We start from the raw sequence: 24,098 nt of genomic DNA on the forward strand, positions 1-24,098 counted from the left end.
TCAACAGTAATCCAACCCCTTTAATAGATTGGATCCCCTTTCATATCTTTTGTAACCATAATTTCCAAAAGAGTCACCATGTAACTCTTTTATAATTGTCCAGAGGCTCCAAAGGATATCCTGTACTGATTTATAAAAATTCAACTGAAAATACTCCTCTTCTAAAAGAGGACGCTGAAAATAGAATTTTAAAAATTCCTGTTCGTCATCTATCGTCAAGTCACTTTCTAAAATATAGGCAGCTAAATCCCAAAAAGGATTATTATATCCCGAATACTCCCAGTCAATTAAAAAAAGTTTTCCTTCGCTCGATTTGATGAAATTTTCCGGAACTAGATCATTGTGGCAAGGACATATGGAAAAGGATTTTAGTTGCTGAATTTTATCATTTAAATATTCTATTTTTTCTTTTGATTTGGAAAAATCAGGGTATTTTTCATCTATGTAATATTTATTTGTTTTGGTTATAATAACAGATTCATAATCTTGGATTATATTTATAAATGAAAAAGCGTTATTCATTTTAACATTAGAAGTATGTAACTTCTTTAAAATAGTAGCTATATTCTCCATATTATTTGTAATTCTAGCTGATTGTTTCGACAAAGTCTGTGCATTTTTTACATATTTCGCAATTTTGACACCGTCATGAGCATTAAAGTAAAAAGTAGGTACATTAATTTCTAGCGTTGCTATCGCCTTAGAGTTAATAATTTCATTATGTCGATTTACTAGACTATTTGTTCCAGCTCCAGGTATTCTAATTTGCAATTCATTTCCATCAGTTAAAGTAATTTTATAATTTTTATTGGTCATACCTCCAGAGAATTCAATTTTCCTAATTTCTTTAGGTTGAGTTCCAATAGCTTGATGTAAATAATTTGTAATAAACTGAATTGTTTTTTCGCTGACTTTTCGATAGATATTAGAATATATACCTTCGACTGCTTTATTATATTGTTCATTAGAATTTATATTAATCCATTTTTTATTATCTACATTAATAAAGGATATGGGCAAATTTTTACTACACTTTAACATGAAATATTTATAGTTCAACCAATTGTAAGTAGCGGATTCATTTAATACCAACATTTCTCTGAACAATTTAATAGATATTTTAGAAATTCCAACCGCCACACTAGAAGTTGACATGAAAATTAAATGATTCTTTTCAGTACATTCAATAAAAGTTTTCTCCATAGATCCATTTAAAGCAGTATAAGTAATACAATTTGGATTAGGCGAATCTAGCAGTGTTGTAAGAATATTTTCATCAAAAAATAAATTACCTTCTATTAGAATAAAATCTTTATTTAGATATTTTTTCAGTAGACTTAATGATTTCATCGTGCCAGTGGATGTATATATGGAATTGATTATAAAATTTACATTTTCATTTTCTAACTCTTCTATAATTAAGTTCTTTTTATAACCCACGATAATATAAACCTCATAAATATTTCTATTTTTCAACATATCAACTGTTCTTTTTATCATAGTTTGGTGGTCAACTTTTAATAAGCAAGATGGTATGCCGAAAGCATTGGAATATCCTGAAGCTAAAATAACAGCAGTATTTATATTATGTATCATTTCTTTGAAACCTTTCATTCAATATCAAAACTTGGTAAAATGTGTTTATGTATTATAAAGATTATACTATATAAAAACTTTGAATACATGAGTTTATAGTAGGAGGAAAAAGTTTTGTCAAGTAAAAATATAATTGAGATTGTAAAAAATTTGCACAATCGAATTGAAGATAGTTTAAGGAAAGAAGAAAGAGCAGAAGTAAATAATGCTTTAGATGAGTTATCAAAAGTTGCAAAAACTGAGACTTATTACATCGTTAGCACAACATTATTATTCGAATCTGGGAGCATTGAAGAAGCTGCTTTGAAAGTCAAAGAAGGATTACAGCAATTTTCATATTCCTATTCACTGCATTTTAATGCTGCTTTAATTCATTTCACTTTACAAAAATACGATAATAGCTTTTATCATTTTGGAAGATGTTTAAGATTATCAGAGTATAAAGAAGAGATCGAAGCTGTACGAAATAATCTCAATGAAATGGTATATACATTAAAAAAACAACAAATTTATTCATCAGAACAATTACAAAAGTACCTAAATAAAGTTGACCAACTTTCTAAAGAAATTGATGAACGGGTCTATCCTTTAAATAAATTTGGAGAAAGCATAATTCGTAAGGTTCAAAATCGTGGTACTGAAAATGAAAATATGACAAATTTATACAAATCATTATTTACAGAAAACATTGATATTAATAGTAGGTATGTTACAAAAACGGAATATTTTCAAGGACATGAAGCAAAACATTATCAATATGTTTTTAATAAGAAAACAACCTTACCTTTTTCATTTTTAGAAAAAGATACTGAATTAACAATTAAAATAAATAATACTACATACGATTTTACTAATTCTCTTTTAAAGTTTAATCAATATAACTACTTGACATTTGATCCAGGAGAAATTGAAATAACTGCTAATAAACCTATATTTATTGGTAATCCGATTGCATTGAATGATGAGCCAAAAAAATATAGATTAGTAGCTCATGTTTTTATCGATGGTTTATCTGGTAAGTACTTAGAAGAAAATGATAGAGAATTATTGATTCCAAATATTTTAAATACTTTTAATGGTAAATACGAAAATACAAATTGCTATGCTTCTGCTGATTGGACTTTTCCAAGTAACGCAGGGCTAGTTACTGCAATGGATACTATTGCACATGGCCAATACCACTCAACATTTGGACATGATTTTTCAGAGAAGCAAGAATCACTAATTGAAAAGATTCGTAAATCAGGATATTTTACCGCTTCCTTTACTGGTGATTGGCGCGGCACACCACCCCACGGCTATGGAAAAAGTTTTGATAGAATTGTATTTAAAAACTCCATGGGTGGTTTTGGTGCAGGAGAAATCATGGAAGAGGTTATCGATCATTTAGAAACATTCAAAGATAAAAATAACTATATTTGGTTAGTTATACCTGATTTACATGATGTCGCAGATGAAATCTTTTTATCTATTAATAGTCAAGTAAATACTAATGTACTAAATCGATTATTTTCTAAAAAGGGAGATACCTCCGTACTTACAGATTATGAAGAAAATAAAATTCTCCGTTATGGAGAAGAGTTGAAAAGAATCGATTTACATTTATCAGTTCTTTTCAATTATATCAAACATAATTATGATGAAGATGACGTTCTTCTAATTATTCACTCTGATCATGGGCAAGGATATTTTGAGCGAGAACCAAAGCATTTCCTAAACTATGGGAGAACAAAAGTACCATTTATGTTGTTAGGAGGGGGAATGCAAGGAACTAGTGATAAATTAATGAGCAATCTTGATATCTACCCTACAATATTGGATTTATTAAATATCGAATATGATAAAGAAAAATTGCATGGTAAAACATTAGAGGATTTCGGTGGAAAACAACGTAAAGAAGTCATGACAGAATCTTATCATCCGAATCAAACTTATAAAGCTGTAATTTATACGAGGGATTTTCAATTTTATTTTGAAACAGAGGATAGTGTTGATAATTATGGAAGAGTCGATTTTGAACACTTTAAGACAGATTTAATTAAATTAAATGATAATTTAAATGATACTAATGTAGAAGAAATAATAGACTACTATACAAATTGGATTTTAGAGAAGAGAGTAATTCTTCAGAAATAGAAAATAGCATAAATTTCAATAGAATAAATCCGGAAGCTTAAAATTTTTATCATGCGAAATAACATAATTGATTAATATTACTAATCATAATCCTTCTATCAAAAAATAGGAATTCGCTATATCTCATTGGCATATACTAGTATTCATCTCTTTAAATAAAAGTTCTAAGTTTAATGTTTGGGTACCCTAATCTTTCAGCACGTTAGCCCAAATGAACTCCGATTTCTTTATAATTTAAATTTAATAAGATTTTTGCTCGAAAGTGATTGAAGCGTCGAAAGCCATATGCATTCCGTTTCATCACTTTTGTTTTATTATTAATGCCTTCCAAGAAGCCGTTGAAATAACCAAAACTAAAGCTATTTAAGATTTCTACTTGCCAGTTTTTCAATGTTTGAATTGCCTTTAAGAAAGCTGGTAATTTTGTCTCTTCTACCTTACGGTAAAAAGCTAGTAATCGTTTCTTCACTTCTACGACATCATTCTTTGTCTTTGCCCAATCAAACCATTCACAATAGGCTTCCTTTAATTCATGAGCTACTTTAATGCTTCAGACATTTCTGTATAGCGCTGTAAGTACCACTGTTGTTTCGGTGATAATTTAGATGCACGTTTATAAAATACATGACGCATACGTTTACATTTTGTGCGATTGTATTTGTCCCATTCTTTTTGTACTTGACGGCGCACTTCATCCATTGCCCAATAGATATAACGGCTAAAATGAAAGCGGTCTGCCACAATAACAGGTCGCCCTAGCGATTGACGAACAGCTGCTTTAAAACTTGGATTCATATCCATAACCACTATCTCAACATCTGCTCCATACTGACTTAAGTAATTTTTTATTGTTTCTTTTTTACGATTCGGTAAAATATCAATCGGCTCGTGCGTCTCCGCATTCGCAATTATTAGCTGATACGTACCTGCATCTGTATCGCCTTTATACTCATCAATCGCAATCACTTTTGGTAAACGTACACCCTCTACTAATTGTTTATTCGCTACCTTTTTAAAACGGCGAATGACCGTCGTGGTTGATGTACCCAGTACTTCTACAGCTTCTTTAAATGTTTTGGCTTTAATAGCACGTATACTCACCACATGATTCTATTCTTTTGAGTAGTGTTGATATTTATCTATGAAGGGGGATTTTTCAGAAAAACGCTTTCCACAATCACAAGCATAACGACGACGTTTATAGAAAAGAATAGTTAGACGTTCAAACCATTTTAAATGATTGATCTTTTGTATACGGTAATCATGAACCTTCGATGTTTGTTTTTTACAAACTGGACATTGATGGGTACATTTAGGCAATTGTACATACAATGCGATTCGTTCGCCTACTTCTTCTACTTTTGTAATCTCTACATCTTTTAATCCTGGGATATTCATGTTAAAATTCATTTGCACAGTTCACCTTTCTATTACTTGTTTCTAGACAATTCAAGTATATATAAATCAGTGAATCTGTGCTTTTTTTATGCGTGTAATTGTGTGAATACCCCAACAAATATTATAGAACCTAATTTAAAACCTTGGCTATATTTCGCCATACAAAAACACCCCAAAAGTTAGATTTATTACTCTAACTTTTGGGGTGCAGCACCTTAATCGATGGCCTCTTTTATTGTCTAAATTTGTCCAGTGTTTCCCTGACCGAATTGCTGCTGTCGATTGATGCGAATAACTTCCTTCCATGTATCACGGAATTCCGTCACTAATCCCTCAACTTCTTCAATAATAGCGACATCACTTTGAATATTTGCCTCGACTAAACGACGATTCATATATTCATAGAGAGCAAGCATATTTTTTGATATTTCGATGTCCATATTTAATGTCACCATAAGCTCACTAATAATCGCTTGTGCTTTTATAAGATTCGTATTTTTTTCCTGGACATTTTTTTCTTGAATCGCATGTTTTGCTTTATGTAGGAACTTTAAACAACCATTATAAAGCATTAACGTCAGCTCGCCAGGAGAAGCAGTTGTAACACTATTTTGTTTGTATGCATTTTGTGCTGTTAAATTTGCTGCCAATAAAGGACAACTCCTTTGAAATGTTACTTTTCTACTAGTTTAAACCATTTTATGAAGAAAAGCTAATAACTCAAATACGCCTCTGCGGTATTGTTGCTGTCGCTTCGCTTTCGCACAGATAAACAATGCGTCTGGATTTTGAATTGTGTTACAATTTAAAATCCATGATATCCGCCGGGGCTTTATCTTTCATTAGCCGGCGGCGTCCGCCACGCTAAATAGAGATATAATGTTAATTCTTTTTGTCATAATACATCCCATCCATTACACGAACATTCGAGTAGGGATTGAAGTATTGCTGTTCACTTTTTTTCGTTTTTTGTAGGTTTGCCATATCCTGCTTTACAGCGTTCATGACAGCAACCAATCGTTCTTTTATACCGTTATCTAATTCAAGTAACGTACCGTGTATGCGATTTTGTTCATCGAAATGAAATCCTTCCTGAATCAAAGCTTCAATAATCGTTCCACGTTTGTCCAACATGCTATTGATGTTGTCAATGTATTCATCACGCTCTTCACCATTTGGGCTGTCTCCCAATAGCTTAAATAAATTAGCTGATACCTGTAATAGTTGATCTATTAATTGCATAATGTTCTCCTACTTTGCTAATTAGAAACAAGCCAAAACCTTAACCTTATGAGAACAAACTTGATTGCTTGTTTGCTTTATTGATTGCTTGCTCCATAGCTGTAAATTGTTTCCAATAACGAGCTTCGACATCTCTTAGTTTAGCTTGTAATTTCGTCATACGCGTATCTGATTCGTTAATTGCCCTACCCAAACTAAATGTATTGTTAACAGCTCCATCTCTTCCTGCTTGTTTCTCAATTTGGGTTGTCATTTTTTTCATTTCATCGCGTAAACGCCATGCAATTCCACGACTATCCTCTGTTGCAGTGACGCTACCAGTTTGAGAGAACATTTTAAACACTTGGTCTGGGTCTTTTTCTAATGCAGCATCTAGTTTTCCTTCATTAATAACAAGCTTACCATTATTTTTCATATCTTTTGAAGTAGTAATCCCAATTTCAGCTAATGAATCCATGAATTTATCACCAAGGCCTGCAACACTACCCATAAATGTCTCGCGCATTTTTGTTATACCATCTCGAATAATTGAATCACTACGCAATAAACCACTCTTCGCTTTTTCATCCCAAAGCTTTTGCTCATTTTCACTCATATCTTTACGTTGCTCAGCTGTTAGTGGTGCATAATCACGATATTTACTTTCTTTTAGCTGTTTATTAAACTCATCAATCATTTCGTTATATTTTTCAACAAACTCCGTGATTTGTTCCTTCGCTGCCTTTGTATCAGAAGTAGCTTGCATTGTGACAGGGGCTGCTGTCGTACCACCTGTTGGAGTATTGTTCTTTACTTCTTCAGCATTAGCATAAGCTTGTTCCGCATCTTTTTCACGTTGCAAGCCAGCTTCATAGTTGCTTTTTACACTATCATAACTCGCTTTTTCTTTTTCATAAGTAACTTGCTTTGTCGCAATATCCTTAAATTCAGTTAGTCTAGTTGAATCCTGCGAAAGGAACTGCAATTGTTCTACATCTGTATCTTTCAGCATTGTTTTTAAAGAGCCATCAGCAAGATTATTTATAGCAGTTTTAATTTCTTCTGTTGTCTTACCGTTCATGCTATTTAAAAACGTAATTGCCTCATCATTTGTAAGTAAATTTTTATTAGTTCCCTTATAAAGTCTTTCATCTGCTTCATTATTTGCCTGGTTACGGAAATTCTCAAGGCTATCTGCATTATCTTTCATTCTATTTAAATCTGCATCACTATAAACGCTGAACTGGCTCATCGCTCTTAATGTATCAAAATCATTATTTTTAATAGTATCAATATCATCATCACTTAACTTCGCAATACGATTTTTATCAGCAAAATCTTTATAAACCGATTGCTCCTGCTCAGTTAAAGTTGAAGCAAATTTACCATTGTATGCAGTATCAAAATCTGTCTTAAATGCGCTAGGAGGTAATGTAGCATTTTTCAATTCATCTATCGTAGAAAAAGATGTCCCAAAGTAACGATTCGCACCATCAATGTACTTTTGAGTAAGCCCATTTGGTCCTACCATAGCATCTTGTGCATTTTTAAGCTCTAATTTTGCAGCCTCATATTGCTTTAAAGCAACGTCACCAGCATTAAAAGTCTGTTTTAATGTCATTTCATAACCTGAAATTGTAAAAGTATTAGATGAACGCTCTGTTTGAATACCATTCACTTCAAACATAGCATTTTTACCATTGCTAGCTAATTTACCATCAGTTGATGCGAAGCCTAATTTGTTAAATACTTCCAATCCACCGGTAACAATAATTTCACCTTGTCCACCTTTTTCACTACCTGTATTTTTAGCAGTTAGGGACAATTTTCCACCTTCAAATAAAGCAGTAACACCTGCACTAGTACCGTTAATTGTCTTTACTAAATCATTAATTGTCATATCGTTAGTAAAATTAACTTTTGTTGCCTCTGTTGTTAATCTACCATCCTTACCAATTGATTGGATAGAAATAGAATTTACATTCAAGTTTAGCTCACTTAACTTTGAGTCACCGGTATATTCTGTTTGATTACCTACAGCTTGAGCTGCAGAAGCTAATTGTGATACACCACCAATTGTAATATTACCAGTTGCTCCTGAAGTAGCCTTTACGGATACTAAATTTTCATTTGATGACGTTGCAGTTTTTTGATTCATTTTTCCTGAAAGAATCATTTTATCTAATAAGAAAGTATCGAATGTTTTTAACTTTGCATTAACATTACGATATGCATCACGTTTCCATTCTAATAATTGTTTTTGTTGAAACGTTTTATTCAAAGGCATACGTTCTGCCTTCATTAATTTCTCTACAAGTGAATCAATATCCATACCAGACGCTAAACCGCCAATTCTTGTTACCATACTCTTTTCCTCCTCATTAATGTTTTTATATTTTCTTGTCTACAATCATACCAAGCATTTTCTGCATTTCATAAAATGCGTCCAATAGCTTTTTGGGAGGTATTTCTTTTACTACCTCCTCGGTATTTTGGTCAACCACCGTCACATAATATCGTTCTAAGCCTTCATGATATACAAACTTCGCTGCGCTGTGTGTAACTTCTAACATTTGGTTCATTGTATTTACAGCTTGTTGAACTTTAGCTTTAGTTTCCTCAGTATTTTCAAGTAATTGGACTTGTTCAACTTTAGATGTAGGTATTTTTATAGTAACTTCACTTCCTTGATTCATTCCTCCCTCGACTGCTGGCTTATCTTTAGTACCAGTTTGCATTATCAGCGTTGCATCCATATTTGTATTTTCTGATATACGCATGTTTCCACATCCCCCTTGAATTTCTTACAGGCGTTACTAAAAATAATATCGGACAAATTAAAAAGAATTTCAGTTTTTCCAGAAATCATCAAGAAAAACTGAAATTCTCATATATATAATGGAGCAGTTCTTGGGATAAAAAGTTGAGAATAATATAAATAACTCATTATTACGGCAAACGAGTGTACCAGTGTTTAATTCCAGAGGATTTTATTCCTAAATTTTTGCAGAGAGGCCGTTATGGGCTTCCATAAAAGTGTTTTTAAAATTTTTTCCATATCTAATCCGGGTTTTATCCTACGTTGCCACAACTAACTATAATTAATTACTAATCATCACAAACATATGTCCCATTGTAGTATAACCTGAGTCCTCCATACCCTTACGAACGCCTTGTAAATAAGAAGAATTATGTTCAATTGCTTTTGCAAGTTGTTGTATACATTCAATTACCATGTCTTGAGTTAATTTTTGCTGCTTTGAGGCCATACCAATCATATGTAATTTAATGAGTGTAAAATGAATAACAAGCATCATATAACTCTCGAACATTGTATTATAATCATATGGAAATAGGTTTTTAAATATATAATTGACAACATAATTTTCAAGCATATAGCCTTGCTTTTTCATAAATGGTTCATACAATTCTAGATAGCTCTGTTGGTATTTAGCAATTGATTGATCCATGTCCTGCACTTCTTTATTGTCATTTTCGTCTAATAATAATCCATCTAATAATTGATGTAGAATCGCTAAATACTTTTCCGATGACACTCCACCATCAGACATGCGATAACGTATTAAGTCTCTAGCCAAACTTAACTGAAAATTTAAGTTCCCTTCAATATTTTTTAATGATTCAATGAATTCTTCGTTATCTAAGCGGTTTAAATAATCTTCCATAATTGTAGGTAGCTGTTGCTCTAAGTCACTTAATTTTAATCGCTCAATTTTCTGAATAAATAGACCTAAAATTATTAATCGGATTTCAATAGGTTGTTTACGATTTTGCATCAGCTGAATAGTAAAAACTCTCAAATCCCAAAATAGTGGATGCTTCTCCAAATTAAGTTCATTACTCATTAATCCACGAGTATCTTTGGGCTCCTCTGTCTCAATAAAACCTAAACCTTCTTCACGCAAGAGAGCAACTCTTGCTGCCTCAGGGCAAGATAAAGTTAAACTTTTTTCAACAAAAGAACCTACTTTAGTAAATTGTCTTGGATAAGTAGCACAAGTATTACATAAAAACTGTTCTCCCAATTCTTTATGAATACCACATAGCCCATCCTCTAACATCATATGACACTTCTTATTTTCATCTAACACTATTTTTGCGTAACTCGAATCGTCCTGTTGACTTCGGTTACGCTTCACATAACGTTGTAGCTTCTCTCTTATTTCTGGATGTTTGACTTTACGATAATTTTGATAAGTCCTTTTATCTACCGTAATATTCCAGCCAGCACAACAAGTATCTTCACAAGCACCACCAATACAACTAAACTCTTCAAAATAATCTGGAATTAATATCGGCCTCATATTTACACATCCTAATTTCTCTTATTATAAATTAAATAGTTTTTATTAGTGATTCGTATAAAGGTATTCACATATCTTAAAATCTTCTTCTGTATCAATATCGTACGATCTCTCAACTGGCATAACATATGCTATAGTTTCTTCTGTTATAAAGTTTCTCGTTTGTTTTAAAAGATCAATATTCGCAAGATATATTGCCCCATTTAACGTATATACTTTCGGCAAATCCTGACGTCTCGTTATCAAAGTCTGTTGTTTCAACAATGGTTGCATTTTAGTAGAACTATCTAATGTGTACATCCAATAAGGCGATTGCCCTACCTCACATACACTAACGCAGAACTCCGCATTTTCTTGTAAAAGCTGTTCTATACATCCATCTATATCTTCAACTAAGCGCAGGGGAGATGTTGGCTGTAACATAACAACATATTCGTAGTCAGAAAAATGCTCTAAAGCATGTAAAACTGGCTCAATTCCAGCTGTTGTATCTTCTGCTAAATTTGCAGGTCGTACAAAAGGAACATCCGCACCAAATTTTTGGGCCACCTGTAAGATTTCTTTATCCTCTGACGAAACAATTATTCTATCAATATATTTTGACTTTTTTGCTTCTTCAATTGTCCATGCAATTAGTGGTTTTCCTGCTAATTCTTTGATGTTTTTCCGTGGTACACCTTTTGAACCTCCGCGTGCAGGGATAATTGCTAAAACTTTAGGCTTCATTTAAAAGCTCCTTAATTTCATTATTTGCTCTATTAAAATCATCCATTTGTCCAATATCTAACCAATATTCTCTAATTGGAAATACAGATGTTTTACTATTTTTTTCAATCATTCTCTCAAAAAGAGAAGGCATATCATAAAACTTATCCTGTGGAATCTGGTCAAGCACATCAGGATCTAATACATAAATTCCAGCATTTACAAAACTACGATGAATTGGTTTTTCTCTAATTGTCACCAAATCTGTACCATCAGTTTCAATAACACCATATGGAATTTGATATTCATATTCTCTTACACACATCGTTGCAACTGATTTATGCTCCATATGGAATTGCATAAGTTGGTCAAAGTTAATTTGTGTTAGCAAATCTCCATTCATCACAAAAAATGGTTTCGTCGGTCTATTTTTTAGTAATGAAAGAGCCCCGGCAGTCCCCATTTTCTTGTCTTCCTCAATATATTCAATTGTTACATCAAATGCTTCTCCATTTTGAAAATAGTCCTGGATAACCTCTTTTTTGTAATTCACAGAGAAAATAAAGTCAGTATAGCCATATTGCTTAAAACCTTCTATTATTGTTTCTAAAATAGGTTTATTCCCAACTCTAAGCATTGGTTTTGGTGTATCATTTGTTAATGGTCGCAACCTTGTACCTAGTCCACCAAGCATTAATACAACCTTGTTTTTATTTAAAGAAGTTTCAATATTATCAGCAAAAAGTATATTAATAATTCTATTATTATCATCCACTATAGGTAACTGCTTAAGCATTTTAGATTTCATTAGTTGCTTATATTTATGATATTTTTTACCTCTCCTTGCACTTATTGGATCTGGGTTCATTATAGAAGTAATTGTTACATCGAGACCCTCACCTCGCAAAATACCACGGCGAATATCTCCATCCGTTACAGTCCCAAGTAAATGTTGTTCTTCATCAACGACTACTGCAAATTGCAAAGAAGAATCATCAATGATTTTCATTGTATCTAGTAAAGTATTATTTTTATTAACTAATGTTTTTTGCCATTGCTTCATAGAATTACACTTCCTTTGCAGGTACGCCAACTGCTTTTATGCCATTTGCAATATTATTAACCACAACTGCTCCTGCACCAATTAAACAGTTTGATCCTATATGAATGCCTTGAATAATTGTTGCACCTGTTCCGACATGTGTCCCTTTTTGGATATGGACACTACCCGATATCTTAGTGCCTGGCGCAATATGTATATGGGAACCTATTTGACAATCATGATCAATTAGCGCACCAGTGTTTATAATACTATTATCGGCAACTGTTGTATTCGTTTGAATAATAGTACCAGCCATTATTTGAACTCCTTGTCCTAATTGAACGGAAGGAGCAATAATGGCTGAAGGATGGATTACAGATTTAAAATGATACTTTTTTTGCGTAAATGCATTAAATATTTTTTCCCTTAATGGTGACGGCTTAACAGCCCCTATAGCAAGTACTAGTTCGATGTCAGATGGATTATGATCTTCTATTACCTCATCAGATCCTAAGTAAGTTAAATCAAAATCATTCTCTTCTATAGTCGGTGCAGTAAATCCGGTAATCGTTTGCTTCTGTGCAAGTAAAATTTCTGTTAATACCGAGGCATGCCCCCCATTCCCAATAATAATAATTGGTTTATTCATCTATTAGCTCATCCTCTTCATATGATCTTGAAGCAATTTCACCTATGAAAGACCAGTATTTAGAAGGTTGAATACCATCTCCAGGTCTTTTTACAGTCAAATTGTTAACCGAGAATACTTCACCTGCTTGTATCTGATTTTTAGCAACTAAGCTTTTCCGTGCAGGAATGCGATTTTGTAGTTCTATAGGTGTTGGACATTTTATGCCATTTCCTAAAGCCTGTTCTACTTCTCTAATTCCTATTATCATTGACTTAAGTTCATCTGGGTTTAATGAGGCCACATGATCCGGTCCTTCTAACGTTTTATCTAATGTAAAATGCTTTTCTATTACTGTTGCACCCATACCTACTGCTACAAGCGGGATATGGATTCCTTCAGAATGATCTGATAATCCAATAGGTAATTGAAAGACTTTTTTCATTTCAAGCATCGCTTTTAAATTAATGGAATCCATTGGCGCTGGATATTGTGTGGTACAATGTAAAAGTGTTACGAATTTTTGTAACGCTGCTTTCGCTTCTTCAGTAGCATAAAAACTATATACTCGCTCTATCGTAACAGGTTCCTTAGATTTCACTAAACCATAGGCTATAAATGCTAATGCCTCGTGAATCTCTTCAATAGTTGCCATTCCAGTGGATAAGATAATTGGTTTTTGTTTCGTTGCAATATAATGAATGAATGGTGCATTCGTTAATTCCCCTGAAGGAATTTTAACCGTTGCAATCTCAATTTCATCTAGTAAAAAATCGACACTTTCAAAGTCAAAAGGTGTCGATAGAAATTCAATTTGCTCTGTTTGACAAAATGACTGCAATTCAATAAATTCCTCGTAAGTTAATTCTAGCTTTTTTAACATTGCAAATTGAGATGTTGCTTCTTTCAAATTTTCAACTTGATATGCTGCTTGCTGTGCCTGCTTTGTAACTAGATTTTCTGCTTTAAATGTTTGAAATTTTACCGCGTCTGCCCCAGCTTCTTTTGCAACCATTACTAGCTCTTTTGCCATTTTCAATGAACCATTATGATTGACACCAGCTTCAGCGATGATATATGTTTTATTCTTCATAAATCATAAAACCCCTTTTGAATAGAAAATGAAGGTAAACTGCGTAAAACTGTAATTATTTTTTCAGATACTATTCCATCACCAAATATATGTTCATACTTATCGCTAAACTCCCTTGCTTTTTCAATAGTATTACGTATATTTTCAGTATCCATATTTGTATTAAATACTGAATTGGGATGCTCACGCCCTTCCTGACGGTTTCCACAATTAACAGTAGGTGTCCCTAAATAAGGAACTTCAATTAACCCACTAGAAGAATTTCCAATAACAACATCAGCATTCTTCACTGCACTTAAATACTTTAACTGACCCAGTGAATCAAATATTTTAGCATTACTATGATTTAATATGAATTGTTGAATAGTTTCATTAATCATCCTTCCTCCATTATCAGCATTTGATTTAGTAAACACTAGATTAATATCAGGATAATTTTCCAATGCCTTTAACAATTCGTATATCCCATTTATACGACCATTCGTTTCAGGATGATATGTTATTAAAAACATAGGTCGTTGCTCATCAAGCTGAAGTTTTTGAAATAGTTCATGTCGCGTCAGGAGGTTCAAATTCGCAATATTTTCTATTCCGAGAGCACCGACATTATAGACACGTTCTGGAGATTCGCCTAATTGAATAACACGTTTACGATGGGATTCTGTACTTGTAAAATGCCAGGTAGCCATTTTTGTAATGGCATGACGAATAGCATCATCATACGCACCAAAAGTACATTCACCCCCATGTATATGTGCAATAGGTATTTGCATAATAAGCGCTGTTTGAGCGACTGCTAACATTTCAAAACGATCACCTAAAATGATAATTAAATCTGGTTGTAAACGGTTAAGTGCATCTGCAAAACTAATTGTGGCAAGTCCTATCGACTTCACGATGCCAGTGGGAGAATCCGCAGATAAAAGAATTTCTATTTTTTCATCAATCAAAAAACCATCATTTTCAATTTCTTTATATGTGCTTCCAAACTCTGGAGATAAATGCATTCCCGTTACAACCATTTGTAAATCAAATTCTTTATCTTTTTGAAATTGCTTAGCAAGATTTGATAATAAACCGTACTCTGCTCTAGTACCAGTCACAATACAAATTTTACGTTTCATCGTGACCCCTCACTTATTGGTGTGCTAGGAATATTGACAACACATTTATTTAACTGTTCTGTCACACTTAAGTCTGATTTTGGACAGTTTTGATATATTGCTAAGTGGTGCATCGGCGTCCAAATAGGGCGACTCATTACACCTTGCTCATTTAAAAAGTCCAACACCTCATCACGATTTAATCGCTCATCGAGTATAATTGTTTGTAACCAATAATTACTTTTAGTATTTGCAGGCTCTTTAAATAAATGAACACCATCTAAATTAACCACCCATTGCTCATACTGCTTTGTTAACTCGCGCTTTTGTTGGATAAACATCGGCATTTTTTCTAATTGCGCACAGCCTAACGCAGCGTTTAAATTCGGCATGCGGTAATTAAACCCGATTTCATCGTGCTCATATTTCCATCGATGCGGAACTTTAGCAGTTGTTGTTAAATGTTTGGCATAGTCAGCTAATGCATCATCATTTGTCACAATCGCGCCACCACCGCCAGTTGTCATTATTTTATTGCCATTAAAACTCATTGCACTTACTTTTCCAAAGCTACCTGTATGTTTTCCATTATAATATGAGCCTAATGACTCCGCTGCATCTTCAACAAGAATCAAATTATACATATCACATACTTGAAGTAACCCTTCTACATCAACTGCATGACCGAATGTATGCATCGGTACAAGTGCTGAAATACGTCTTCCTGTTTCTCTATTATAAAGCTGATTGTTTTGTAGTTTTCCAATTTGCTCTAAGTAAATTTTTAATTTATCTGCATCAACACCTAAAGTCTTAAAGGAAACATCTATAAAGTGTGGAACTGCACCTAAATATGACACAGCATTGGCTGTTGCAATAAAAGTAAGTGAAGGCATTAAAACTTCGTCTTCTGCCTTTACGCCTGCAACCTTTAATGCAATATGCAGTGCAGATGTACCATTTACAACAGCAACTGCACGCTTAACACCGACAAATTCAGCTAAGTCCTCCTCAAAACGATTAACATAAGCTCCCACTGAGGACACCCAACCTGATTTTACACACTCTGTCACATATTCAACTTCTTTATCATTGAACGTGGGCTCATGTAAAGGCACAAACTCTTTTCCATAAAACTGCTTTACATTATCTGCAAATTCCAACCATTGAGTATTCATATATTATAAACATCTGCCTTATATTGAGATAAGTTCTTAGGATTTGTAAACCATTCTATTGTTTCTTCAAGACCTCGATGGAAGCCTTCTTTGCCACCATATTGTGGCTCCCACCCTAGTAGTTCCTTCGCCTTTTTATTCTCTGCCCAAAGACGTTCGACTTCACTTTTTTCAGGACGGAAACGTTTTTCATCTGTTTCGATAGTTAAATCTACACCCATAATATCTGCAATCATTTGTGCAGTTTCACCAATTGAAACCTCATAATTTGAACCAATATTAATGACTTCACCAATTGAATTAGTAGATTCCATTACAGATATAAAACCGTTAACTGTATCTTTTACATAGTTAAAATCACGTGTAGGGCTTATAGCTCCTAGTTTAATGTTCGTTTTGCCACTTGCCAATTGACTTATAATTGTCGGTATAACCGCTCGAGCAGATTGTCGTGGTCCATATGTATTAAACGGACGAATAATAGATACAGGTGTATCAAATGAGCGATAAAATGACAAAGCCATTTGATCAGCACCAATTTTTGATGCAGAATAAGGTGATTGCCCTTGTAATGGATGCTCTTCGTCGATTGGTACGTATAATGCTGTCCCATATACTTCACTTGTAGAAGTGTGTACCACCTTTTCTACGCCTAACTCTTTTGCTGCTTGTACAACATTTAATGTCCCTGTCACATTTGTATCTACATACGTTGCAGGAGAATGATAGGAATACGGAATTGCAATTAAAGCTGCTAAATTAAGGACATGCGTACAACCCTTCATAGCTTCTTTAACACCATACGGATCACGGATATCCCCCGCAAACACATCCAATGATGTTTTAATTTCCGATGATGACTGGTCTAACCAGCCCCATGAATTAAATGAATTATAATAAACAAACGCACGAACATCATAACCTTGTCGTACTAATGTTTCTGTTAAATGTGAGCCTATGAAGCCATCTGCTCCTGTTACCAAAATCTTTTTTTGCATCACACTTATCCCTCTTCTTCTAAATAATTATTCATTTTTTTTGCTATTAATTCTGCAAATTTCTCTTCTCTTATCAAAGGAACTTTCTTGATTTTGGCTCCTTTTATAGCCGTGTTAAATACTTTCACTTTTGTTTTTTCCATTTTTTGATTATACCAATACCAAAATACTTGGAACATCGCTGTTGTATGAATATTGCTTTCATCATTTGCTTCTATATTTCTTAAAAAAGTATCATTAGAAGCATTTCTCCCTGATGTAGAATCTATTGCATGCGTTTGATTACCCGGGAATCCCAAATCTTGACCAAATAAAACTACAGTATCGTATCCTAAATACTCAAGTAAGCTAAAGGCTGTGGTCCCTACAGATCCCCCTGTTTCAATTAGCGGTGCATTTCGCTTTTCAGCCTCTTCCTCAGCTAATTTATATCCTTGCTGGAAAAGTATATAGCGTTTACTACAATGTAGAGCTACGCTTTTATAGTTTGCAGTACATAAATAATACAACTCACCTTCAAAATTTAAATCTTGAAACTGGAGTATAGTCTCATCATTAGCATCAGATAAAATCGCACCTTTTGGTATAATTCCATTTGCCAATAATTTTTTTAATGCCGCCCCTACAACATAAATATCCACTTGTTGTTGATACTTCTTTAACCATAGTATTGTATCGTTCAGCGATGGTCCCGCTGCAACTAAACAACCAATTCTACTCTGTTTTTTTACTTGAATGATGTCGTCATCTAAAATAGTATTGTAGTAAAAATTTTCTTCCATTTTACTTGAATCTCTTTTAAGAGAAAGTTGGTTTATTTTTATCACTTCTAAAATTGAAAATAAGGGATGACTTTGACCAATCCCTTTAATCCAGACATTTGGAAGTAAAATTTGAACATTATCATGAAGTTCTTTTTGACTTAAATCATGAACTATATGTACATTTTCCTTTTTCCACCAATGATCACTATTATGAGCTAAAAACAATTCATATTCATGTTTATCAAAATAATATACCGTCACGGGTTTATTTTTACTTTGGCTAATAAGTGCCTTTAAATGATATCCTAAACCCAAACCAATTAATAAGTAACTTTTTGCCTCTGCATTAATCTCGGCATTTATCCAGCGTAAAGCATCTTCTTTTGGTCGGTACTTGCTATAGATAAAGACCCCATTTAACTGTAATGTAGGTTCTGCATTTTTCGCTCGTTCTACTAGCCATTGCAATTTATTGTACCGTACCTTTTGCGCGAACTACTTCTTCAAAAAAAGGAGCGATTTCATATTCAAACATATCGGCAACTAATACGTAATCTTGCTTTTCTAAACCATCGTTTACCTCTATTAAAAACTCTTGTATTTGCTCAATATTTAATGCTACTTCAGCACCGTTTTTTACTAATAGGTCACATGCTTGCGAAAGCCAAAGTACACCTTCTGAAAAAGCTTTAATCGCTATTAAAGCATCATTTAGTTTGTCCTCACGTAAGTAGTTAGCAATATATATAGCCCCACCTGGTATCTTCTTAACATAGTCATTATAACTTTCGATAAGTTCATTAAACTCCATTTTTACTCCCCCTTAAGCTCTTCCGCTTCTCTAATTGCATCTAGTGTATACTGAATAGATTGTTCAGTAGCCTTACTTAGTCTGTCATATAACTCTTTATTTTGTTCATAAACACGTTGGTATTTTTGTTCTGGAGTTTCTTCTCCTTGAGCCTCATAATTAGTCATAACATCTAACGTAATAGGATCATTAATACGCTCCATAACTACTTTTTTCATTAGTTTTGCTACCTTAATATCTACATCATCTAACGTTTTTAAAATACTAGGAGCAAATTCTGTAGTTAAAGTATTTTTTTCTAATGCCTGTTGAGCCAACTTTAACTCTAAAATAATATTTTTATAAATTCTTATCTCCTCTCTAGCAGTACTTATATATTTTGCCAAATCTTTTTTGTTTTCGTTTACACTATATAATTTCACTTCACTATTTCGATTTACAAATTGAAGACAGAAATGTTCAAAGGATTTTTGCTGTATATTCATTATCTTCAATCCACCCTCTGTACAATTAAAAATTGTATTAGGGTCTTCAATCTGCCTCATTATTTCCTCAAAACTTTCTTTCATAGAAAATAACGAATAGTCTGTCATTACCTTATCGCCATAGTATCCTTCTATTTCAAATGCTCCTTGAAAAGTTAGAAACCTTGTATCAGCTGCTTTTAAATTCTTATTTCCCTCTGCATGAGTCTTACCTTCAGTATAAGCTAAATCCTGTCCTATTAAGGCTATTGGTCCTGTAGATAGATAACGAGCAATACTTAATGCAAAATTTGCTACCGAGCCACCTCCTAAAATATTAGGCAAGTCAATTCCAAGTGTATTGTTCATATGCTCCTTATATTTATTTTCCCTAGTATCTAAAAAAGCATATTGTCTATTTTTAAAATTTTGTTGTATTTTATAATGACTAGTTGAAGCATACATTAGCTCAGCTGACTTAACTTTTAAATCTTTAAAGTGAGAATCATAATTTATTTCAGACCCATCAATTGTTATGATATAATCAGGTTCAATATTATGTGTTATCAAGGTATTTACAGTTGAACCAGCCGCAATTAATATAACATTTTTTCTAATATCCTTCAGTAAATTCAATTGTTTAGTTAATGACGGTCCTCCAGATGCCACTATTACTGGGCAATTATAATATTTTTCTAATACATTTAAAGATCCATTAGTATATGTTGGTAGCATATTACGAATACTATTTTCCTGCCATGTAACACTCAAATCCCTAACTGTATTATTGTAAACAATGTTTAAATTCTGGAGGTCTTTCACCTTTTTCAAAACATTCACATATAAAGAAGGGAAAATTTTATCATAGTTAGGTGCACAAATTACATTGATCTTTCTACTAAAAAAACGGAGCTTTCCTTCAATTGCTTCATGTATTGTATCTAAATTATCCCCAAAAACAATATCATATTGTTTAGTATTAAATCTTTCAAAAGTGGTAATAGGTTCAATAAATAATATTTTATCATTACTTATTTCTTCTTTTACTAGTGCATTAGCAAGGTATCCTCCTCCAAATCCCAAAATAACATTTACGTAATTTTTATTAATCTCTTTCTTTATCAAACTTTCCGCTTCTCGATTAGGATTATATTTACTATGCAATAAATAACCATTCACTTCAAACGTTTCATTGCCGTCTTTTGCAGTTATACTTTTAATATTTAGTAATTCCATATATATATCTATCACCTCATTTTGTATATCGGCATTTTTTGAAAAAAATAAAGAAGGCTCTCTCAATATTCAGAGAGAGCCTTCTAAAGAATTTAAGTCTTATCGTAATAATTGTAGGACACCTTGAGGTTGTTGATTAGCTTGAGCTAACATAGATTGAGCAGCTTGCATTAAGATATTGTTCTTAGTGAAGCCCATCATCTCTTTAGCCATATCTGTATCACGGATACGTGATTCAGCAGCTGTTAAGTTTTCAGAAGTAGCACCTAAGTTGTTGATTGTATGCTCTAAACGGTTTTGTACTGCACCAAGAGCAGAACGTTGTGTAGATACTGTTTCTAAAGCTTTGTTGATAGTCGAGATAGCTGTGTTAGCTGCAGATTGTTTATCAATCTTAACTCCACTTACACCAACACCTTTAGCACCCATATCTTTAATAGTTAATGTAATATTTTGGCCTTTGTTCGCACCAATATGGAATACTTTCCCTTTGAAGCTACTGTTTAATAATTTTTGAGTATTGAACTCTGTATCAGTTGAAATACGAGTAATCTCAGAAGTTAATGCATCTACTTCTTTTTGAAGTGCATCACGATCTGTAGATACGTTTGTATCGTTCGCAGATTGTACTGCTAATTCACGCATACGTTGTAGGATAGCGTGTGTTTCGTTAAGAGCACCCTCAGCAGTTTGGATTAAAGATACTGAATCTTGAGCGTTTTTAGTCGCCATGTCAAGACCACGGATTTGTCCGCGCATTTTTTCAGAAATTGCTAAACCAGCAGCGTCATCGCCAGCACGGTTGATTTTGTAACCTGAAGATAATTTCTCTAAGTTTTTAGAAGCTTCAGTGTTGTTGAAAGAAAGATTACGGTGTGTGTTTAAAGCTGAAATGTTGTGTTGAATTCTCATTTGGAATTCCTCCTTGAATGTTTGTTTTTGTTATTCCACATCCGTGTGGAATATCGGATTAGGTAGTATGTATGTACTTCCTGCCCCTTACATTCTATATATCGTAATTAGTTGGAAATGTTTAATAGTTTTTTTAAAGTTTTTTTATTTTTTTTATGTAATAGATTACTAAATTTAAAATTATTGCTAAAGCATATATACATTATTTTTTCTTTAGCTGCTCCAAGAAGTTTGATGATGCTGACAACGCTTCCTTATTCTGTGCTTGGATAGCTTCAAAAACCTCGGAACGATGTACTTTCACTGTTTTTGGTGCAACAATGCCAATTTTAATTTGTTCGCCATCCACTGCTAATATTTTAATTTCAATTTGGTCACCTATCATAATAGATTCATCTTTTTTACGTGAAAGGACTAGCATTATTTCGCACTTCCTTCCAATGTTTGCATTGGGTAGCGTAACGGATAGGATTTATTATCTTGGAGGACAATTTGTTTACCAAGTTTTTTATCCATGTTAATAATGATAGGTGCTAACAAATTAATAGTAGAATTCTCTAAAGTTTCTTTCATTGTAACAATAGTGTATGTAAGAACATTCTCTTCTTTTTCAATTTGTAGTTGCTCACGATCATCTTCACTAATATCAAAGCTATAATCTTTTTTGAAGGCAAATGGATACGCTATGACAAAACCAATTTCCATTTGATCAACTGATTGAAGTAATACTAATGGCAGGTTTGCGTCTATAGGTAGTAACACAAATTTTTTGTATTCTTCCAAACCTAATAAGCCTTGCTCAAATGTCAGAATATCTTGTTCTACAATTTCGATTTCACCTAAAAATTTAGTAGCTATTTTCATTCTTTTATGCGCTCCTTTAGATAATTACGTCGATGTTAACATCTGGTCTTTGTACCATTGTACTAGTTACTTTACCAGGTGTGTAGTCATGTATAGGTTTATTCACCTTTGCGTCAATTATTGGATCTCTTTTCTCAATATTGATGTCTGTAGTACCTGGTGTATAGTCAATCTTCACAGAACCTACAGATGGGACAAATTTAATATTAAACGGAGTACGATGAGGACCATGATTCTGTTTTGCGATATTTTGAATTATCGCACGTCCTTGTCCTTTACCTGCATTCTCCATTAAAAGACGTCCTTCGCTTGCTCTACGTGCCATCCCCTGAAGTGCTCCTTGTTTACCTTCTTCAGCATAGTTTGCACTTGATTCCAAAGGACCAAACATCCCTATATCTCGTCTAGCTTGAGAAGAGTCGATTTGTAAAACACCTTTAGTTGTATGAATCTCCAAGATAGCAGCTGGTTGTTCAATAGATTGAGTAGCTCTTGGCTGTTCAATTTGCTGTTGAGGCTTGCTAATTTCAAGTTCTATTTTTGCATCGGTTGTTTGAATTTGAATTTGTGGAAATCGCATTTACTATTCTCCTTTCAATAAAAGCGCCTGAACATATTGTTCAAACGCTCTGTTATTCATTATAAAGTTTACCCCTGTCGCTTCGCTTTCGGGGCAGAACCTTGTAGATTTTATCGGATAAAATCTACTAAGGTTTGCTGAATGATTTTTGCTCCTACCGATAGAGCGGCTTGGTGAATAGATTCCTGTGTAACCATATCTGTAATCGTCTTCGCATAGTCTGTGTCTTCATTTTTAGATAGTTGTTTTGTTACATTTACTTCTTGAAGACTTAGTCGATTTTCCATCATCTCTACACGATTTTGACGAGCGCCGACATCTGCTCTTACAGCCAATGCATTTTCATAAATACCATCTAATCCAGGAATTTTATTAGCACCATTTGTGACTTCTAAACCGAGTGCATTGCCAATCTCCGGACCTGTTGCCCCACTTTCTAAAAGTGTTGTTACGTGCGTCATAAACCCATCAATATTCTCAAATAAATCAGCACCTTGAGTATTAATATTCATCGAGATACCATCAAAAACGTTGATTTCAATCGGCTTATTTCCCCCAGTAGAAATTGCTGGGTTTTGCGGACCTGTTTTATCCGTATAAAGTGGTAGGTTTGTGTGCGTGCCTGAAAAAATATAGTTTTCGCCCACTTTTGTATTGGCGATATCACGCAATTGTTCCTTAATCTGTTGCATTTCTGCATTGATCTTTTGACGATCATCAGCGGTATTTGTATCGTTAGCCGCTTGTACAATAAGCTCCTTTACACGTTTTAAAGCTCCGCCTACTTGATCAAGCGCTTCGTCTGTTGTATCTAACCATGTATTTGCTTCACGTAGATTTCGTTGGTATTGTTGGTTTTTATCAAGATCTATACGATAGCCCATTCCCTTTACTGCTACAACTGGATCATCGGATGGTCTAGTAATTACTTTACCTGAGTCCAACATATTTTGATATTTAGACATTTTACTATAGCTTGTATTTAAATTGCGTAGCATATTACTCGACATCATTGATTGTGTAACGCGCATAAATTTATCTCCT

At 33.5% G+C, this 24,098-nt stretch carries 22 protein-coding genes and 1 pseudogene; 1 reads left to right on the top strand and 22 read right to left on the bottom strand.

The window, feature by feature from the left end; translation table 11 throughout:
* On the bottom strand, positions 1-1,596 hold the full coding sequence (locus C7Y47_RS12630; RefSeq protein ID WP_185903479.1) for a phosphotransferase: 1,596 nt from the start codon (positions 1,594-1,596) through the stop codon (positions 1-3).
* 114 nt (positions 1,597-1,710) lie between these two features.
* On the opposite strand from C7Y47_RS12630, the gene C7Y47_RS12635 reads away from it, so the two are divergent.
* The gene (locus C7Y47_RS12635; RefSeq protein WP_142509110.1) at positions 1,711-3,732 is read left to right on the top strand and encodes a sulfatase-like hydrolase/transferase; all 2,022 of its coding nucleotides are present in this window, start codon (positions 1,711-1,713) and stop codon (positions 3,730-3,732) included.
* 202 nt (positions 3,733-3,934) lie between these two features.
* Here the strand turns inward: C7Y47_RS12635 and C7Y47_RS12640 are convergent.
* The 21 genes and pseudogenes from C7Y47_RS12640 to flgL form a co-directional block, all read right to left on the bottom strand.
* Positions 3,935-5,148, bottom strand: a pseudogene (locus C7Y47_RS12640) (ISL3 family transposase).
* Between the two features lie 221 nt (positions 5,149-5,369).
* A complete protein-coding gene (gene fliS, locus C7Y47_RS12645) occupies positions 5,370-5,780 on the bottom strand; it encodes a flagellar export chaperone FliS (protein ID WP_142509111.1) in 411 nt (136 codons plus the stop codon).
* A gap of 232 nt (positions 5,781-6,012) precedes the next feature.
* A complete protein-coding gene (locus C7Y47_RS12650; protein WP_142509112.1) occupies positions 6,013-6,372 on the bottom strand; it encodes a flagellar protein FliT in 360 nt (119 codons plus the stop codon).
* A 46-nt stretch (positions 6,373-6,418) separates the two neighbouring features.
* A complete protein-coding gene (gene fliD / locus C7Y47_RS12655) occupies positions 6,419-8,716 on the bottom strand; it encodes a flagellar filament capping protein FliD (protein WP_142509113.1) in 2,298 nt (765 codons plus the stop codon).
* Between the two features lie 25 nt (positions 8,717-8,741).
* The gene (locus C7Y47_RS12660; protein ID WP_142509114.1) at positions 8,742-9,131 is read right to left on the bottom strand and encodes a flagellar protein FlaG; all 390 of its coding nucleotides are present in this window, start codon (positions 9,129-9,131) and stop codon (positions 8,742-8,744) included.
* A gap of 321 nt (positions 9,132-9,452) precedes the next feature.
* Positions 9,453-10,676 carry a flagellin lysine-N-methylase gene (gene fliB, locus C7Y47_RS12665; protein ID WP_142509115.1) on the bottom strand — a complete coding sequence of 408 codons (1,224 nt, stop codon included), beginning with the start codon at positions 10,674-10,676 and terminating at the stop codon, positions 9,453-9,455.
* Between the two features lie 45 nt (positions 10,677-10,721).
* On the bottom strand, positions 10,722-11,402 hold the full coding sequence (locus C7Y47_RS12670) for a cytidylyltransferase domain-containing protein (protein ID WP_142509116.1): 681 nt from the start codon (positions 11,400-11,402) through the stop codon (positions 10,722-10,724).
* Positions 11,392-12,444, bottom strand: coding sequence for a nucleotidyltransferase family protein (locus C7Y47_RS12675; protein ID WP_142509117.1), 1,053 nt, complete (start codon positions 12,442-12,444; stop codon positions 11,392-11,394). Before C7Y47_RS12675 ends, C7Y47_RS12670 begins: the two co-directional genes overlap by 11 nt.
* A gap of 4 nt (positions 12,445-12,448) precedes the next feature.
* Positions 12,449-13,072, bottom strand: a complete 624-nt coding sequence (locus C7Y47_RS12680; protein ID WP_142509118.1) for an acetyltransferase — start codon at positions 13,070-13,072, stop codon at positions 12,449-12,451.
* Positions 13,065-14,144, bottom strand: a complete 1,080-nt coding sequence (neuB, locus tag C7Y47_RS12685; RefSeq protein ID WP_142509119.1) for an N-acetylneuraminate synthase — start codon at positions 14,142-14,144, stop codon at positions 13,065-13,067. Before neuB ends, C7Y47_RS12680 begins: the two co-directional genes overlap by 8 nt.
* Positions 14,141-15,268 carry a UDP-N-acetylglucosamine 2-epimerase gene (neuC, locus tag C7Y47_RS12690; protein ID WP_142509120.1) on the bottom strand — a complete coding sequence of 376 codons (1,128 nt, stop codon included), beginning with the start codon at positions 15,266-15,268 and terminating at the stop codon, positions 14,141-14,143. The genes neuB and neuC overlap by 4 nt, the downstream gene beginning before the upstream one ends.
* Positions 15,265-16,425: a LegC family aminotransferase gene (locus C7Y47_RS12695; RefSeq protein ID WP_142509121.1), complete on the bottom strand. Its 1,161-nt coding sequence runs from the start codon at positions 16,423-16,425 to the stop codon at positions 15,265-15,267. The genes neuC and C7Y47_RS12695 overlap by 4 nt, the downstream gene beginning before the upstream one ends.
* Complete coding sequence (locus C7Y47_RS12700) at positions 16,422-17,423, bottom strand: NAD-dependent 4,6-dehydratase LegB (RefSeq protein ID WP_142509225.1); 1,002 nt, start codon at positions 17,421-17,423, stop codon at positions 16,422-16,424. Before C7Y47_RS12700 ends, C7Y47_RS12695 begins: the two co-directional genes overlap by 4 nt.
* A 5-nt stretch (positions 17,424-17,428) precedes the next feature.
* On the bottom strand, positions 17,429-18,655 hold the full coding sequence (locus C7Y47_RS12705) for a 6-hydroxymethylpterin diphosphokinase MptE-like protein (protein ID WP_142509122.1): 1,227 nt from the start codon (positions 18,653-18,655) through the stop codon (positions 17,429-17,431).
* 1 nt (position 18,656) lies between these two features.
* Positions 18,657-18,998, bottom strand: a complete 342-nt coding sequence (locus C7Y47_RS12710; RefSeq protein ID WP_142509123.1) for a hypothetical protein — start codon at positions 18,996-18,998, stop codon at positions 18,657-18,659.
* A gap of 2 nt (positions 18,999-19,000) precedes the next feature.
* The gene (locus C7Y47_RS12715; RefSeq protein WP_255505157.1) at positions 19,001-20,698 is read right to left on the bottom strand and encodes a motility associated factor glycosyltransferase family protein; all 1,698 of its coding nucleotides are present in this window, start codon (positions 20,696-20,698) and stop codon (positions 19,001-19,003) included.
* Positions 20,699-20,797: 99 nt separating this feature from the next.
* Positions 20,798-21,610, bottom strand: a complete 813-nt coding sequence (locus C7Y47_RS12720) for a flagellin (RefSeq protein WP_142509124.1) — start codon at positions 21,608-21,610, stop codon at positions 20,798-20,800.
* A 202-nt stretch (positions 21,611-21,812) separates the two neighbouring features.
* Positions 21,813-22,031, bottom strand: coding sequence for a carbon storage regulator CsrA (gene csrA / locus C7Y47_RS12725; RefSeq protein WP_142509125.1), 219 nt, complete (start codon positions 22,029-22,031; stop codon positions 21,813-21,815).
* Positions 22,031-22,474 carry a flagellar assembly protein FliW gene (gene fliW, locus C7Y47_RS12730; protein WP_142509126.1) on the bottom strand — a complete coding sequence of 148 codons (444 nt, stop codon included), beginning with the start codon at positions 22,472-22,474 and terminating at the stop codon, positions 22,031-22,033. The genes csrA and fliW overlap by 1 nt, the downstream gene beginning before the upstream one ends.
* A gap of 16 nt (positions 22,475-22,490) precedes the next feature.
* Complete coding sequence (locus C7Y47_RS12735) at positions 22,491-23,054, bottom strand: DUF6470 family protein (protein ID WP_142509127.1); 564 nt, start codon at positions 23,052-23,054, stop codon at positions 22,491-22,493.
* Positions 23,055-23,164: 110 nt separating this feature from the next.
* Entirely contained in the window at positions 23,165-24,085 is a 921-nt protein-coding gene (flgL, locus tag C7Y47_RS12740) for a flagellar hook-associated protein FlgL (protein ID WP_142509128.1), read from the bottom strand.
* Positions 24,086-24,098: the final 13 nt, after the last annotated feature.

It is taken from the genome of Lysinibacillus sphaericus (assembly GCF_006864135.1).
Lineage (GTDB): Bacteria > Bacillota > Bacilli > Bacillales_A > Planococcaceae > Lysinibacillus.

Bases quoted from the DNA above. Each gene is read 5' to 3' on its own strand.
- C7Y47_RS12710 (WP_142509123.1), bottom strand. From the start codon at position 18,998: ATGGAGTTTAATGAACTTATCGAAAGTTATAATGACTATGTTAAGAAG.
- neuB (WP_142509119.1), bottom strand. From the start codon at position 14,144: ATGAAGAATAAAACATATATCATCGCTGAAGCTGGTGTCAATCATAAT.
- fliW (WP_142509126.1), bottom strand. From the start codon at position 22,474: ATGAAAATAGCTACTAAATTTTTAGGTGAAATCGAAATTGTAGAACAA.
- fliB (WP_142509115.1), bottom strand. From the start codon at position 10,676: ATGAGGCCGATATTAATTCCAGATTATTTTGAAGAGTTTAGTTGTATT.
- flgL (WP_142509128.1), bottom strand. From the start codon at position 24,085: ATGCGCGTTACACAATCAATGATGTCGAGTAATATGCTACGCAATTTA.
- C7Y47_RS12720 (WP_142509124.1), bottom strand. From the start codon at position 21,610: ATGAGAATTCAACACAACATTTCAGCTTTAAACACACACCGTAATCTT.
- C7Y47_RS12660 (WP_142509114.1), bottom strand. From the start codon at position 9,131: ATGCGTATATCAGAAAATACAAATATGGATGCAACGCTGATAATGCAA.
- C7Y47_RS12735 (WP_142509127.1), bottom strand. From the start codon at position 23,054: ATGCGATTTCCACAAATTCAAATTCAAACAACCGATGCAAAAATAGAA.
- C7Y47_RS12670 (WP_142509116.1), bottom strand. From the start codon at position 11,402: ATGAAGCCTAAAGTTTTAGCAATTATCCCTGCACGCGGAGGTTCAAAA.
- neuC (WP_142509120.1), bottom strand. From the start codon at position 15,268: ATGAAACGTAAAATTTGTATTGTGACTGGTACTAGAGCAGAGTACGGT.
- C7Y47_RS12700 (WP_142509225.1), bottom strand. From the start codon at position 17,423: ATGCAAAAAAAGATTTTGGTAACAGGAGCAGATGGCTTCATAGGCTCA.
- C7Y47_RS12680 (WP_142509118.1), bottom strand. From the start codon at position 13,072: ATGAATAAACCAATTATTATTATTGGGAATGGGGGGCATGCCTCGGTA.
- csrA (WP_142509125.1), bottom strand. From the start codon at position 22,031: ATGCTAGTCCTTTCACGTAAAAAAGATGAATCTATTATGATAGGTGAC.
- C7Y47_RS12650 (WP_142509112.1), bottom strand. From the start codon at position 6,372: ATGCAATTAATAGATCAACTATTACAGGTATCAGCTAATTTATTTAAG.
- C7Y47_RS12630 (WP_185903479.1), bottom strand. From the start codon at position 1,596: ATGATACATAATATAAATACTGCTGTTATTTTAGCTTCAGGATATTCC.
- C7Y47_RS12695 (WP_142509121.1), bottom strand. From the start codon at position 16,425: ATGAATACTCAATGGTTGGAATTTGCAGATAATGTAAAGCAGTTTTAT.
- C7Y47_RS12675 (WP_142509117.1), bottom strand. From the start codon at position 12,444: ATGAAGCAATGGCAAAAAACATTAGTTAATAAAAATAATACTTTACTA.
- fliD (WP_142509113.1), bottom strand. From the start codon at position 8,716: ATGGTAACAAGAATTGGCGGTTTAGCGTCTGGTATGGATATTGATTCA.
- C7Y47_RS12715 (WP_255505157.1), bottom strand. From the start codon at position 20,698: ATGGAATTACTAAATATTAAAAGTATAACTGCAAAAGACGGCAATGAA.